Genomic DNA, 14,732 nt, shown 5'->3' with positions numbered 1-14,732 from the left:
ACCGAACACTTAGACTCGTCAGCCGACTTTCTTTCTTACCCCCTGTGGGAAGGTTCCCCCTCCTTGTCAGCCATGAGCCCGCGCCGCCGTGCGGCCCATCGCGTCGCCGACGCGATCGACCGGACGATGAACGTCGACTCCCGGCGCGTGGCCCGCGTGGCCCGCCAGGAGGCACGCCGTGCGAGATATGCCGTCGGGCTCGGCCCCAAGCCCGTCCTGAGCGTGGTCATGCCGATCTACAACGTGGAGCAGTGGGTCGGCGCCGCGCTCGACAGCATCCTGACCCAGTCACTGCAGGCGCTCGAGGTCATCGTCGTCGACGACGGCTCCCCGGACGGCTCCGCCGATGTCGTACGCAGCGTTGCCCGTCGCGATCCGCGGGTCAAGATCGTCACCAAGGTGAACGGCGGCCTGGGTGCTGCCCGCAACACCGGTCTGGAGCACGTCCGTGGTGACTACGTCGCCTTCGCCGACTCCGACGACATCATCCTCCCCGGGTCCTACGAGGCGATGGTGGAACTGCTCGAGCAGTCCGGCTCCGACTTCGTGACCGCGGCCTTCGAGCGTGGCGAACAGGGCAAGGCGACCCGCCCCAACTGGGTGAAGAAGCTCACCCGGGAGACCCGCACCGGCCTGACCATCGAGGACGAGCCGTTGGCGCTGCTCGACATCACCTCGTGGAACAAGGTCTTCCGCACCAGCTTCGTCGAGTCGCACCAGCTCCAGTTCAGCGAAGGGGTGCGCTACGAGGACCAGGTGCCGATCACCCGCGCCTATCTCGACGCCACCTTCGACATCCTCGACCGCTGCGTCTACCTGTGGCGTACGCGTGAGGACGGCACCTCGATCACCCAACAGAAGGCGACGCTGCAGGACCTCGCCGACCGCATCCTCAGCCAGGACCGCTGTGCCGAACTGGTGCAGAAGGCCCCGACCGAGGTCCGCAACACCTGGTTCGTGAAGCTGCTCGACTACGACTTCCCCAACTACGTTGAGGCCGCGATCGGCGCCGGCAACGCCGAGTACGCCGATGCCGTGCGCGAACGCCTGGCGTTCCTGCGTGACGAGATCCCCGGCGAGATCTGGGCCCGTCTCCAGTTCCGCAACCGAGTCGTCTCCTGGGCGCTGAGCCACGACGACTTCGAGCTGGTCGACGACCTGCGGGGATGGTTTCAGCAGTTCCAGTCGGGCCGCCCGATCGGAGTCGCCGACGGCAGGCCGGTCTTCGTGCTCCCCGAGGGTCTCGACCAGCGCGGCACGCTCCCGCCCGAGACGCTCCGGGTCGAGGAGGTCGACCTGCTTCCCCGCGTGCAGCTGACCTCGGCCGCCTGGGATGGTTCCGACCTCGTTCTGCGCGGTGCCGCATTCCTGCAGAACCTCACTGACGAGTACGCGCCACACGAGCTCCGCCTGCACCTGCGTGGCGGCGACGTCGAGGTGGAGGTCCCGGTGACCCGGTTCACCGACCCCTGGCTCGACGAGGTCGCCAATCGCGCCTACGAGGATCGAGCCGGATCCGGTTTCGAGGCCCGCATCGACGCCCAGAAGCTCGCCGAAGTCATGCCGGCCGGCCAACAGGATCTGGTGTTCGACTTCGAGCACACCCAGGGCGACTTCACCCGGTTCTCCGGCATCAGCGGCCAGGTGCCGTCGGGTCCAGCCGGCTTCCGTGAGGGTCGTATCCTCGCCGACCGGTTGGTCCGCCTCGGTGGCAGCGGCGCCGACGGCTTCCGCGTGCACGTCCACGACGACTGGGCGCGCACCTCAGGCCACCGCATCACCCCTGACGGCGCGGTCGAGCTCACCATCGTCGGCCCCGAGCGAAACCCGATCGTCTCTCCCGACTTCGGCAAGGTGGTCAGCCGTGACGCCGGCGGCGCGCTGACCGTCCAGCTCCAGCCGCGGCGGTCGCGCGAGCTCGAGGTCAAGCTGACCTCCGGCGCCTACGTCCCGGTCCGCTGGACCGAGGAGGCCAACGTCCTCGGGGCCGAGGCCGGCGCCGAGCCCGGAAAGGCGTACGTCGTGCGAAGCGGCGGCAACACCGTCCGGGTGACCCATCGGCAGCCGTCGGTGCACATCAACGCGATCGACGCGACCAAGGAGCGTCTGGTGCTCCGCGGCGTGAGCCTCGGTGCCGCCGACCACCGTCTGCAGCTGACCTCGGGCCGCGCCGACGCCATCGCAAGCGTCACCCTTCCGGCCGGAGAGTTCGAGATCGAACTCCCGGTCGCACGCAACGCCTGGCAGCTCGGACGCACCGCGCTGCCGACCGGCCGCTACGAGCTGCGGCTGGTCGACGCGACCGGCACGGTGCGCGAGTTCGCCCATCTGAAGGTCGCCACCTCGCTGCGCGCGGACGGCCCGATCGACATCGAGATAGCCGGCGCTCCGGTGCGCATCGGCATCAGCAACTCGTGGGGCCTGATCGTGATCTCGCACGCCCTGCCCGTGGACGTACGCGCCGGACGCAGGCAGCAGCAGCTGCGCGATCGCTACCTGGAGCAGCGCCTCGATTCCCGCCTTCCCGTCGTCCTGCTGGAGACGTTCAAGGGCAAGATGGCCGGCGACTCCCCCGCGGCGATGGCGCGTGAGCTGCTCGCCCGTCACCGCGCGGGCGACGGCCCGGAGCCGGTCTACAGCATCAACGACCGCTCGGTTCTGGTCCCCGACGGCGTCCGGTCGGTCGTCCGCTTCTCGGAGGAGTGGTTCGAGCTGCTGGCCCGCGCACGCTATCTGGTGACGAACGACAACTGGCCGTTCTTCTTCCAGAAGGCAGCAGGTCAGGCCTACATCCAGACCTGGCACGGCACTCCCCTCAAGCGCATCGCCAAGGACATCACCGACCCCAAGGGCGGGCTCTCGGTGCTCTACATGAAGACGATGGATGCCGAGGCCCGTGCCTGGGACCGGCTGATCAGCCCGAGCCCCTACTGCTCGGAGATCCTTCCGCGTGCCTTCGGGTTCGAGGGCGAGGTGCTCGAGTCCGGCTACCCGCGCAACGACGTGCTCGCCGCCGACAACCGTGACGAGGCCCGGGCCGCGATCCGGAGGCGTCTCGACATCGCGGACGACCAGCGCGTGCTGCTCTACACCCCGACCTGGCGTGACACCTTCTCCAAGGTGCTCTACCTCGATCCGGCGCAGGTCGTCGAGGCCCTGCCCGACGTCACCGTGCTCGTCCGTGGCCACGTCAACACCTCCGGCGGCGCCTCGGTCGCGCCGGAGCTCGCCGGCCGGATCCGCGACGTGACGCTCTACCCGGACATCAACGACCTGTTCCTGGCCGCAGACGTGCTGGTGACGGACTACTCGTCGGTGATGTTCGACTTCGCGATCCTCGACCGCCCGCAGCTGTTCCTGGTGCCCGACCTGGCCGAGTACGAGGCTTCTCGCGGGTTCTACTTCGACTTCGCCGACGCCGCTCCCGGACCGCTGTTCAGCGACAACGAGTCCCTGATCGCCCACCTTGCCGCCGGACCAGCGGCCGACGAGGCCTACGCCGAAGCACGCGCGGCCTTCCGCGAGAAGTTCGCCCCCTGGGACGACGGCGCCGCCGCCTCCCGCGCCGTGGACGCGCTGCTGTCCACGGCGGAGGCGTGCGACTGAGGCGCAGCCGGCCGATGCTCGGCGTGGTCGTACCCGCCTACAACATCGCGCCGCTGCTGCCCGCCGCCCTTGACAGCATCCTGGGCCAGACCTACAAGAACCTGCACGTGGTCGTCGTCGACGACGGGTCGACCGACATGACCGGCGTGATCGCCGAGGAGTACGCCGAGCGCGACCCCCGCGTGAGCGTCCGTCGCACCGCGAACCATGGCCTCGGCGCCGCCCGCAACACCGGCCTGCAGCACCTGGCGGGCGCGGACTACATCACGTTCGCCGACTCCGACGACGTCGTGCCGCCGAAGGCGTACGCGACCATGGTCCACACGCTGGAGAAGACGGGATCGGACTTCGTCACCGGGTCGATCTACCGGTGGGAGGAAGGCGACTACACCGAGCCGACCTGGATGCACCGTTTCCACAACCCGGCGCGGCTACGCACGACCATCGACGCCGACCCGCGCATCCTGGGCGATGTCTTCGCGTGGAACAAGGTCTACCGGCGTACGTTCTGGGACGATGCCGAGCTCTTCTGGCCCGAAGGGCTGCGCTACGAGGACCAGCCCACGCTGACCGAGGCCTACCTGAGGGCGACGGCGTTCGACGTCATCCCGGACTTCGTCTACCACTGGCGCATCCGCACCGACGGCACCTCGATCACCCAGCAGCGCTCGACCGTCGCCGACCTGCGGGATCGTCACACCACCAAGCGGATGTCGCTGACGACCGTCGAGAAGTACGTCGCCGCCGGCGGCTCTCCCATCGTGCTCGAGACCTTCCTGAGCAAGACCTTGCCAGGCGACCTGCGACGCTACTTCGCGGCGATCCCGACGGCCTCGGACGAGTGGTGGGACCTGCTGGTCGCCATGGTCCGCGACATCTGGTCCGGGCAGTCGCTCGCCGACACCAACCTTCCGCCGGGCCAGCGTCTCCTCGGCTGGCTCGTGGAGCACGATCGGCACGAGGTGGCCAAGCATGTGGCGGCATGGATCGCCGAGCACGGACGTGTCCCGCGCAGCGCCGACGGCACCTCCATCGAGATCCCCGACCTCGATCTGAGCAGCGTCGACCCGTACGCCCTGCGGGTCTGAGCTCACCCTCGCTCTCGGGTCGAGACCTGTCGCTCCTGTGCGGCGAGGCTGGCGAAGGATCGGGCGATGCCGCGCTTGAGGACAGGCGCCAACGGCCGCTCGACGAGCACGTGGACCAGCGCGGCCAGGGCGATCGCGACGGCCGCTGCGATCGCGAGCACGGCGTAGGGCGGCAGGTCGTTGTGCAGGCCGCTGATGATCCACCATCCCCAGTACTGGTGGATCAGGTAGAGCGGGTACGTGAGCAGGCCCGCAGTGGTCAGGATGCGGCTGTTCAGGCGTCGCAGCGGGGTCAGGGTGACGAGCGCGACCAGACCGATGCAACCGAGCGTCATCAGCACACACTGCATGACCGTCGGCTCCAGGGTGGTCCACCCGATCAACCGGTCTCGGGTGTTCCCGGCGCACCAGGTCACGCTCAGCACGACGTTCTGTGCCAGGACCAGCCAGGCGAGCATCGAGCTGCGGTCGCGGGCGACCATGTACATCGCCATCCCGCACGCGAACAGCGGGGCGTACTCGGCCAGCAGCAGGTTGGCCAGCAGTCCGGACCCGGCGGTGTCGGCCATCACCGCGGCCGTGGGCCACAGCGCGGCGAAGGCGAGCGCGCGAGCACCGGTGAGCCCGACGAGCAGCAGCACACCGATCATCACGTAGAAGCGGAGCTCGAACCAGAGCGTCCAGTAGACGCCGTCGACGCTGCTCACCCCGAAGGCACTCTGGACCATCGTCAGGTTGGTGGCGATGTCGCTGAGCTGCACCTCCTTGCGCTCGGGCCAGAGCACCACGAGCAGGAACGCGGTCAGCAGCACACCCGCCCAGTAGGCCGGGAAGAGTCGCGTCACCCGCGACGTCACGAAGGCGTTCACCGGTCGGCCCCATGCCGACATCAGGATCACGAATCCGGAGATGACGAAGAAGAGATCGACGCCGAACTGTCCGAACATCGTGTAGCGGGAGAGCTCCGGGAAGATGTCCGGCGGCACCGTCCCCTCGCCCCACGCGGGATTCTCGCGAGCGGTGAAGTGATACAGCATGACGGCGACCGCGGCGAGCAGACGGAGGCCGTCGAGGGCCGCCATCCGGCCCAGAGAGGGCGCCTTGGCAGGCGTCTGCGGAGCAGTGTCGTTCTTGGAGGCGTCGGTCTTGGAAGCGTCGGTCTTGGAGGCCGTGGCCTCGAGAGCGTCGATCACGTGGGGTCCTAGCAGAATCTAGTCGGTCAGCGTCCAGGGCCAGTCATGGAATGGGTCGGGCGTACGCCACGTCGCGCCATATCGCTCCTCGAGGAAGCCCTCGGGGTCGGCCGGAACGCGCACGGCCGCACCCTTGAACGTCTGCTCGGCCGAGGGCAGCAACAGCGTGGTGTCGATGTGCCGGATCGCCATCTGCTCCATGTGCAGCGACGTCTTCTCAGGCCCGACGATCATCGGGAAGACGTCGATGTGAAGCCCGGTCTCCGGGTCGCGTACGTGGAAGTTCATCCCTCCGCCCGGCCGGTGCACGCTCCAGCCCTGGGCAGTGATGCGTTCGTGGAGCTCGCCGAGCGTCGCCCGGCCCTCGTCCAGCGACGGGGCCAGGATCGGGGTCAGCATGTCCACGTCGTCGTCGTGGGCCAGGAAGTCGCCCTCGCGTACGACGCCGAGAAGCGTGCCGTAGGCGAGCATGGCGTCCTGCCCGAGGCCGGCAAGCATCTCCGTCGCGCGAACGATGGCGGTGACGTACTCCTTCGAGCGCCTGCGGAGCAGCCCGAGGTCCCGCAGCCCGTGGCGGGTCACCACCGACTCCTCACCGCCGAGGATCTCGCTGGCCCGATTGACCTCCCGCTCGAGCCTGCCCAGCTCGTCGCGGCTGCGCAGGACACCCGAGAACGCCATCATCGACGTCGCCGTGCCGTGCACCCGGAGTCGTTCCGCCGCGAGCAGGTGTCCCAGCAGCTGCCAGGCGGCGTCCGACATCGACCGTTGAGCCGGAAGCCTCGTCGGCAGCACGGATGCCAGCAGGCGCTGCTCCTCGGCGTCCGCCGTCAGCAGACCTTCGCCCGCCCGGTGCGCCAGCGTGTCGAGGATCTCGCGCCTCGTCGCTCGGGCGCCGTCGGCCGTGCGGAGCACCGCTTTGTCCACCCGCAGACCGGTGACCCGGCTCAGCACTCGCAGGGTGTCGGCGATCACCTCGTCGGAGTCGACCGTGAAGACGGTCGGCTGACCGTGGTCCGCCGGTGTGACCTCGACGGAGAGGCGACGGGATCGATCTCCCCATCGGTCGCGGCGGTTGTAGACCCTCACCTCGTCGGCGGCGATCGGCTCGCGGAAGGTCACCGACCACCACGCGCCCTTCTCCTTCGTGGTGCGCAGCGTCCCGTAGGTGAACGGGTCTGCGCCCGCAGGCTGGGTCGGCGCCACCGAGCTCTGGGTGATCTCGGCGTTTCCGCGCTCGACGGGGACGCGCACCCCTCCGTCGTAGAGCTCGATGCCCCGCAGGTCGACCTGTCCCTCGACGTCGCCGGGGACGTGCATCCGGATCGACGACACCGGTCCTCGGACGCCGATGGTGAGCCGGTTCGCCTCGATGCCGCCGAAATAGCCGAGGGAGGGCAAGAGCACGTTGGTACCGGGAAGATCGCGGAGCGGCGTACGGAATCGACGTGCCAACGCCGCAAAGGTCGTGGAAACCATGGGAACTCTCAGGTCGGGGGGACGGACGATCGATGGTGCAGCGCCATCGACCCACGCACTACGTCGTGCTGATCTTCTCGATCAGCGCCGTCGTGGAGATCGCCGGGGTGCGCGGCAGGTAGACCACCTCGCAGATGTCCTTGAACTCGTCGAACCGGCCGGCCCAGTCGTCCCCCATGACCAGCACGTCCGCCTCGAACTTCACCAGGTAGTCGCGCTTCAGCTCGAGGCTCTCCTCGACGAAGACCTCGTCGACCGGCTTGAGCGCGGCCACGATCGCGAGCCGCTCGTCCTCGCTGAAGACCGGGTAGCGGTTCTTCTTGCTGAAGTTCAGCGCGTCGGCCGAGACCCCCACCACGAGCCGATCACCGAGTTCGGCTGCACGCTCGATGATTCGAAGGTGACCGACGTGGAAGACGTCGAAGGTTCCGAAGGTGACAACTGTGCGAGACATAGGGGCGGATTCTTCCACGCGGCCGACTCATCGTCCAACCCCGAGTCCCCTGGCGGATTCCCCGCGTTCACCTGTGCGTCGCCTCATCCTCGCCCGGTGAACCGACGCCTTCTCGGCTCCTCCGCTCGCACCAGATTCCCCTCGTAGTCACCCCTCACGAGGGCTCCGGCGACGGTGTCGGGGCCGACCTCGTGCGCCTTGAGCTTGTAGGTCAGCTTGTGCACGAACGAACCATGGATCGCGGCGATGTCCTCGCCGGTCCCGGACGGTCCACGGAGCAGACCCTGCAGCTGGTGGGGCACGCTGGTGGAGCGGTGCTGCCCCTTGGTCTCCCAGATCTCGCCGAACCGATCGTCGAGCTGGGCCAGTGCCTCGAAGAGGTCGTGGAAGAAGAAGTAGTGGGTCACCTTGTCGTGAGACCGGAAGTAGACCTCCAGGGCGGCGTGCATCATGTGCACGATGTAGGAGTTGTTGCGAGCGGCGAGGAACCAGCTCGAGATCCGGGCATCGTTGTACCGGAAGGCGAAGAAGCGGCGATCACCCACCAGCTCGTCGACGACGTCCAGGGCACCGGTCACGTAGCACGTCGCATCCACCCAGACGCCGCCGTACTCCTTCAACAGCGCGATCCGCAGCCAGTCCGAGAAGGCGGCCTTCGTGGCTGGCACGCGCTGCTTCACATGATCCGGGAGGTCGACCCAGTACGGGACGCTCGCCTCGGTGATGAGCCGTAGCTCGATCCCCGGCACTCGCTTCAGCCGCTCGTAGCATGCCCGCACGATCGGCGGCGCCGCCTCCATGCCCTGTGCCCAGTAGACGAAGACGTACGGCATGTCGCCGCTCTTGTCGGCACGGCTGGCTCGCGCCATCCTCCTGATCTGGTCGAGATGCGCGCTCACGAACTTCCGGACGGCGACGCGCTCCGGCACGGAATCGGGGGAAGCCGCCAACAGCTCCGTGGCGGCGCCGTCGTCGATCCTCGGGTCCTTGGACATCGCCACCCGACTGGCCTCGCCGGAATCATCGAGTCGGCCCAGCTGATGGCAGGCCCGACCAAGGGCGTAGCAGGTGGTCGCATCGACGGCCGGGCGCTCGAAGACCGGGGTCAGCGCCGCGACGACCTGTTCGGGCTTCTTCAGTCTCACGGCGGCGGCGGCCATCAGCAGCCGTGGTGCGAGCGCCTCCGGCTCCTTGTCCACGGCCGACTCGCTGAGCTCGAGGGCCTCGGCCCACGCGTCTTCTCGCGCCTGTCCCAGCGCAGAGGCAAGGTCGGACCCGGGAACGACCGCGGCGGCGGCACGCGCAGCGGCCTCGAAGGCCTCGAGCTGCACCCATCCGGCGAGCAGGTCGTCCAGCAGATCCGCGGAGTGGCGGTCGGGGACGACCAGCTCCGAGGCGGAGGCGTCCGGCTCTCCATGCCAACGGGCGATCAGGCCGGCGGGCGGTGCCGCGGCGGCATCGAGGAAGACGCGTCCGTTCGTCCTCTCCGACAGCTGGAAGCGGGACCACTGCACGGTGCCCTTGGCCGCGCCGCAGAACAGCCGAACCCAGGCACCGTCGGCGTCAGGAGGCAAGGTGAAGGTCACCGCGAGACGGGTGCGGCCCGGCGCATTCTGTGCTGCGGCGGACCGGGCGCCGCGCCACGTCCGCTGCCCGTCCACCTCCCAGCCGGCGACGATCCGCAGAGCGTCGGGGTGCAGCACGCCACCGAGCGGCGCCTCCAGCTCGACATCAGCGGCGAACGTGTAGGTGTGCCCGGGCGACATGCCGAGCCGTAGCCCACCGTCACGCCCACCTGGGCTGATGTGGGTGTCGTTGCTCGCACCGTTGCCCTCGATGCGCACCGCGCGTACGTCGCCGTCGTCGACCAGGGTCGCGCGACCGTGCTTGTGCACGTAGATCCAGTCCCCGGACCCGAGAGCGTGATGCCCGTCGGGGGCGAGATCGGCGCTCAGCATCGGCGATCTGCGCAGGCCTGGGTTGGGAAATAGGTTGGCGAGGACAGGATCGCCGCTCGCCGGGGTCACTTCGTTCGTTGCCCGATCAGGGTTGTGCACAGCCACCTCGTCTTCGTACCCAGTGGCCGTGCGTCCGAGCTGCCGTGCCGGTTTACTCGTCGCTCCGTGACGTGCGGGGCGGCTTCATCGGCCTGCCCCGACCCCGGTCGCGACGGTTAAGGATAAACCGCCTCGCCCGTCGGTTCAGTCGATCAACCCGAAGCCGCGCAGCTCGCGGTAGATGTAGGGCGCCAGCGTCTCGGCGTACGTCACGCTGATGTGGTCGCGGTCGCGGTAGACGTTGACCCCACCGATGACCGCGGGGCACTTGTCCTCGTCGCAGTAGAAGCGGGTCAGATCGATGAAATGGGCGTTCTTGGACTGACGCGCCGCCGGACCGAACGGGTCGAAGATCGAGTCGTACGACTTCTTCCGGTCGAGGCTGCATTCCTCGTTGGCGCGTGCGACACCGGCCTCCTCCACACAGGCGGGCTGGTCCTCACGGGTCTCACCGGAGGTGGGGTTGTCACGGACCGCGACCACCGGCACCCCCTGCTTCAGCACGGGCTTCCAGGCGTCCTTGACTGCCTTGACCCGCTCCGGCTTGGGACCGGTGATCAGCTTCGACCACGCCGTGGTCATCACGAAGTCGTAGTCCTTGGCGTTCGTCTCGAGCTTGGCGCCGAGGTCGTTCTTGAGCGAACGGCACTGGTCCTTGAACTCGGTGGTCTTCACGTACGGCTCCCCGGCCGTCCACGAGCAGCCACTGCCCCAGAACAGCTCGGCCGAGAGCATGCCACGGTCCGCCAACGTCTCCAGCGACGACATCAGCACCCGGCTGTGCGAGTCGCCGATCACAGCGATGTGCGGGCGACCGGGCGCTCGCTCACCGACCGCACACCCCTTCAGCGGCCGCTGGAGCAGCTGCTCGTCGCACCCGGGGTAGTCGGGCCAGTCCTCGCGTACGCCGGCAGCGGTCGGGATCAGCACATCGTCGAGCTCGGGGTTGGGGCAATCCTTCGCACCGGGCGCACGGGAGGCCGCGCCGAAGCAGCGCGGGGCGTCCTCGGTGATCTCGGCGGCGAGCGCGGCGTCCTCGCGGTTCTGCTTCTCGACGTAGCCCCAGCCGGTGCCGCTGGCACCGACGAGGAGCACCGCGGCGATGCCCGTCGCGGCCAGGCTGCGGCCGGGGTGATGGACGAGCTTGCGATGCGTACGGACCGGGTCCTCGACCCAGTGCTTGGTCGCCACCGCCAGCAGCACGGAGGCAGCGCCGATCAGGACCCGCTCGAGGAGACCGAGGTGGTCCACGCCGAGGACGTACGGCGTCAGGATGATCAGCGGCCAGTGCCACAGATAGAGGGAGTAGGAGATCTCGCCGAGCCACTGGAAGGGCTTGAGGTCGCCGATGCGGGTGGGCGACCAGGCGACGCTCGGGTTGCCGGCCCAGATCAGGGCGGCGGTGGCGACGCAGACCACGACCGCGGCGAAGCCCGGCATCGGCGTCTCCGGGCCGAGCACGAAGCAACATGCGGTCAGAACTGCCAGGGACACCCACGAGAGGAGCGACCGGAAGCCGTCGCGGCCGGCGAGCACGGGCACGAAGGCAAGCATTGCGCCCAGCCCGAACTCCCAGGCCCGGGCCGGGGTGATGAAGTAGGCGGTCTCCGGGGAGACGATCGTCCACCAGAGCGAGAAGACGAGCGAGGCGGCCGTGACGACGCCGAGGACGATGGCGGTGGTCCGGCGTGGATTCGCCCCGCTGCGGGCCGCGATCCAGGCGGCGAGCAGCACGAGCAGCGGCCAGATCAGGTAGAACTGCTCCTCGCCCGACAGGGTCCAGTAGTGCTGCACCGGCGAGGCCGCGTGCTGCGCGGCCAGGTAGTCGACGGAGTTGCGCGCGAGCTCCCAGTTCTCGATGTAGATCGCTGCCGCACCGATCTCGAGGAAGAACGTCTGCCACTGCACCTTCGGCACCCACAGAAGCGTCCCGATCGCGGTGACGACCAGAACGAGGTACGCCGCCGGCAACAGCCTCCGCGCCCGCTTGGCCCAGAAGTCGGCCAGGCTCAGGCGCCCCTTCTCCTGGCTCCGCAGCAGGTGTGAGGTGATCAGGAAGCCCGAGATCACGAAGAAGACGTCCACACCGATATAGCCCCCGGGAAGTCGGTTGGGCCACAGGTGGAACAGGACGACAGCGCTGACGGCGAACGCCCTCAGCGCCTGGATCTCGGTGCGAATCACCCGAAGGATTATGGCGATTCTGTGAACTGATCAGGAATTCGGGGCATCGCCCAACCAACCGATCGACACCACGATCCCGCCCGGTAGACGCAGGGTGTTCAGGCGCACGCCGGTGGCAGGCACCTCGGCCGCCACCAGGTCCACCAGGTCCACGAGGTCCACGGCGCCGCGGCCGGTGAGCTTCGCGAGGCACTCCGCCCGGGTCCATCGCTCCCAGAACCCATCGACACCGAACCGCCTCGCGAGGGCCGCCGGGACCGTACGCTCCACCTCTCCGTCGACCGCGACCGGGACGTCGTAGGAGCCCGTCCAGGCGATCACCCGACCGTCGTGAAGGTGGCTGCGGGCGCGATATCCCGCGAGCTCGGCGTCGGTGCCGACGCTGAGCTGGCCGTCGAGCATCAGATCGAGCCGCCGCCGTCGATGACGATCGACTGGCCGTTGATGTTGGTCTGCTCCAGCAGCAGCATCCGCACGGTCGGCACGACGTCCTCGGGCGTGGTCATCGCACCCGAGGGCGTGCGCCGTGCGATCGAATCGAGCTGGTTCGCCCCGAGCACCGCGGACATCTCCGAGGCGAAGAACCCGGGCGCGACCGCGTTGGCCAGCACCCGGCCGCCGAGCTCACGGGCCAGCGAGCGGGTCGCCGCGTCGAGACCTCCCTTGGTGGCGGAGTAGGCCACCAGGCCCTGGTAGCCACGCTGGCCGCAGATCGAGGTCACGTTGACGACCCGGCCCTTGAGGCCCTTGCCGATCAGGCGCCGCAGCACGAACCGGGTCAGCACCAGGGGCGCGGTCAGGTTGGTCTCGATGATCTGCGCGATCCGGTCCGAGGAGGTGTGCACGTGCAGCGAGTCCTGCCCGATCGCGGCGTTGTTCACCAGCCCGTCGATGACACCGAGCTTGCCCTCGACCTCCTTGACGAACGCCTGGGCCGCTTTCTCGTCGGTCACGTCGACCGAGCCGACATGGGTGGCCTCGGGATATTTCTCGGCCAACTGGTCGAGCTCAGGGGTCACCGTGCGCGCGAAGGCCGCGACCTTCACGCCGCGCTCGAGCAGGTCGGCGACGATGGCCAGGCCGAGGCCTCGCGAGGCACCTGAGACCAGCACGACGGAGGCGGGCGGGAACAGAGTGGATTCAGACATCGCTCTTCAGCGTCTCCTTGGCCGGGATCTCGGCGAGCATCTTGATGCGCCGCGGCACGGCGTACTCGGGCAGCCGCTCGGCCGCCCAGCGGGTCAGGTCGTCGGCGTTCACGTCGGAGTCCTGGTCGGCGACCACGTCGGCGACGACCATGGTGCCGACCAGCGGAGCCTTCCGGCCGCGCACGGAGGCCCAGGCGATCGCGGGGTGGGACTGCAGCAGGTCACGTACGGCGCCGGCGGACACCTTCGAGCCGCCGACGTTGAGCTCGTCGCGGTCCAGGCGACCGGTCACCAGGACCCGGCCGTCCTCGATGCGGGCGGCGTCGCCGGTGCGTACGGCCCCGGCCAGCTCGGCACCCGAGGCGTCGACGCCGTGGTGCGGCGAGGTGATCACCAGCTCACCGTCGACGACCGACAGCCGCGGGCGGCCGGGGACATCGCGGTCGAGCCACTCCACCGGGAACCCGGCGCGACCGTCATGGACGACGATCGAGGCGCCGACCTCGGAGGAGGCGTAGATCCAGGACACCCGCGCGTCCGGGAAGACCTCGCCGAGCTGCGACAGCACGGCCTGGTCGACCGGTTCGCCGCCGAGCGTGACCTGCTCGAGCGGAAGCCTGCTCAGCTCGGCGCCGTGGCGCATCAGCGTACGCCGCCAGAACGTCGGGGTCCCGGACACCGCGGTGACGCCGTGCTCGAGCGCGGGCACCACCCAGTCGTCCAGAGCGGCCGGGTCGGCCGGGTCGACCAGCACCAGGTCCTGGCCGGGCACGCCCAGGCCCAGGGTGATCACCTGCCACCAGGCGTACGTCCCGGGCGAGTAGGGGCACAGCCAGGTGCGTGGCGCCAGGTCGCCGGTGACGGTCGAGAGCGACGCCAGGGTGTGGCCGACCCGCTTGGGCCGGCCGGTGGACCCGGAGGTGAGCAGCCAGACCCGGCCGTCCTCGGCCGCGCGGTGACTCGTCGCCACCTGGACGTCGTCCCCGGCGACCAGGTCGAACCCCGCCCCACGCAGCTCCTCGGCCAGCGCCTCGTCGAGACGTCCGGCGGCGACGACGAGCAGCTCACCGCCGTCCTTCAGCGCCGCGACCGCAGGGAGGGCATCGACGCTGTGCTCGACCACGTGAGCCGTCGGCGCCGGCCGCGGGGCGGCCTGCTGGACGAGCTCGCCCCAGGTCGTACGCCGCCCCGTTCGGGCATCAACGACGAGGTTGTCGGCGATCACTGCCCCTGGATCTCCACGAGCAGGTCGAGCACGTCTGCGATCGTCTCGATCGAGCGGAGTCCGGCCGCCTCGAAGTTGAGCTCGTCGCCGATCTCGTCCTCGACGCGGAGCGCGAGCTCGGAGAAGTCGAGGGAGCGGAAGCCGATGTCGGCCAGCTTCGCGGTGTCGTCGGCGGGCAGGGTCTTTCCCTGCACGGCCAGCACCTCGCCCATGAGCTTGCGGACCGCCGGTCGGTCAAGAGTCTCCATGGCCTCGGACCATATAACGTCGGGGCGCATCCCCTGACGTCTGAGGAGAC

11 protein-coding genes are annotated in these 14,732 nt (G+C 69.1%); 2 read left to right on the top strand and 9 right to left on the bottom strand.

Features of this window, described 5'->3' with window-relative positions; all coding sequences use genetic code 11:
- Positions 1-72: 72 nt before the first annotated feature.
- A complete protein-coding gene (locus ACFVDI_RS14605) occupies positions 73-3,606 on the top strand; it encodes a CDP-glycerol glycerophosphotransferase family protein (RefSeq protein ID WP_378906198.1) in 3,534 nt (1,177 codons plus the stop codon).
- Positions 3,597-4,694: a glycosyltransferase family 2 protein gene (locus tag ACFVDI_RS14600; RefSeq protein WP_378906131.1), complete on the top strand. Its 1,098-nt coding sequence runs from the start codon at positions 3,597-3,599 to the stop codon at positions 4,692-4,694. Before ACFVDI_RS14605 ends, ACFVDI_RS14600 begins: the two co-directional genes overlap by 10 nt.
- Before the next feature lie 2 nt (positions 4,695-4,696).
- On the opposite strand, the gene ACFVDI_RS14595 is transcribed toward ACFVDI_RS14600, so the two are convergent.
- The 9 genes from ACFVDI_RS14595 to ACFVDI_RS14555 form a co-directional block, all read right to left on the bottom strand.
- Positions 4,697-5,887, bottom strand: a complete 1,191-nt coding sequence (locus tag ACFVDI_RS14595; protein ID WP_378906129.1) for an acyltransferase family protein — start codon at positions 5,885-5,887, stop codon at positions 4,697-4,699.
- A gap of 18 nt (positions 5,888-5,905) precedes the next feature.
- Complete coding sequence (locus ACFVDI_RS14590) at positions 5,906-7,342, bottom strand: hypothetical protein (protein WP_378906127.1); 1,437 nt, start codon at positions 7,340-7,342, stop codon at positions 5,906-5,908.
- A gap of 82 nt (positions 7,343-7,424) precedes the next feature.
- Positions 7,425-7,820 carry an adenylyltransferase/cytidyltransferase family protein gene (locus ACFVDI_RS14585; protein WP_378906125.1) on the bottom strand — a complete coding sequence of 132 codons (396 nt, stop codon included), beginning with the start codon at positions 7,818-7,820 and terminating at the stop codon, positions 7,425-7,427.
- Positions 7,821-7,903: 83 nt separating this feature from the next.
- Entirely contained in the window at positions 7,904-9,778 is a 1,875-nt protein-coding gene (locus ACFVDI_RS14580) for a capsular polysaccharide synthesis protein (RefSeq protein WP_378906123.1), read from the bottom strand.
- Between the two features lie 243 nt (positions 9,779-10,021).
- On the bottom strand, positions 10,022-12,061 hold the full coding sequence (locus ACFVDI_RS14575) for an acyltransferase family protein (protein WP_378906121.1): 2,040 nt from the start codon (positions 12,059-12,061) through the stop codon (positions 10,022-10,024).
- A gap of 30 nt (positions 12,062-12,091) precedes the next feature.
- Positions 12,092-12,463: a hypothetical protein gene (locus ACFVDI_RS14570; protein ID WP_378906119.1), complete on the bottom strand. Its 372-nt coding sequence runs from the start codon at positions 12,461-12,463 to the stop codon at positions 12,092-12,094.
- Positions 12,463-13,209: an SDR family NAD(P)-dependent oxidoreductase gene (locus tag ACFVDI_RS14565; protein WP_378906117.1), complete on the bottom strand. Its 747-nt coding sequence runs from the start codon at positions 13,207-13,209 to the stop codon at positions 12,463-12,465. The genes ACFVDI_RS14570 and ACFVDI_RS14565 overlap by 1 nt, the downstream gene beginning before the upstream one ends.
- A complete protein-coding gene (locus ACFVDI_RS14560; RefSeq protein ID WP_378906115.1) occupies positions 13,202-14,434 on the bottom strand; it encodes an AMP-binding protein in 1,233 nt (410 codons plus the stop codon). The genes ACFVDI_RS14565 and ACFVDI_RS14560 overlap by 8 nt, the downstream gene beginning before the upstream one ends.
- On the bottom strand, positions 14,431-14,682 hold the full coding sequence (locus ACFVDI_RS14555; protein WP_378906113.1) for a phosphopantetheine-binding protein: 252 nt from the start codon (positions 14,680-14,682) through the stop codon (positions 14,431-14,433). The genes ACFVDI_RS14560 and ACFVDI_RS14555 overlap by 4 nt, the downstream gene beginning before the upstream one ends.
- Positions 14,683-14,732: the final 50 nt, after the last annotated feature.

Source organism: Nocardioides sp. NPDC057767 (assembly GCF_042798275.1).
GTDB lineage: Bacteria > Actinomycetota > Actinomycetes > Propionibacteriales > Nocardioidaceae > Nocardioides.
Note: the sequence above shows the minus strand (reverse complement) of the source record. Positions and strands in the feature narration are given on the sequence as shown.

Coding starts and splice junctions, on each gene's coding strand:
- ACFVDI_RS14555 (WP_378906113.1), bottom strand. CDS start 14,682: ATGGAGACTCTTGACCGACCGGCGGTCCGCAAGCTCATGGGCGAGGTG.
- ACFVDI_RS14605 (WP_378906198.1), top strand. CDS start 73: ATGAGCCCGCGCCGCCGTGCGGCCCATCGCGTCGCCGACGCGATCGAC.
- ACFVDI_RS14580 (WP_378906123.1), bottom strand. CDS start 9,778: ATGCTGAGCGCCGATCTCGCCCCCGACGGGCATCACGCTCTCGGGTCC.
- ACFVDI_RS14585 (WP_378906125.1), bottom strand. CDS start 7,820: ATGTCTCGCACAGTTGTCACCTTCGGAACCTTCGACGTCTTCCACGTC.
- ACFVDI_RS14565 (WP_378906117.1), bottom strand. CDS start 13,209: ATGTCTGAATCCACTCTGTTCCCGCCCGCCTCCGTCGTGCTGGTCTCA.
- ACFVDI_RS14570 (WP_378906119.1), bottom strand. CDS start 12,463: ATGCTCGACGGCCAGCTCAGCGTCGGCACCGACGCCGAGCTCGCGGGA.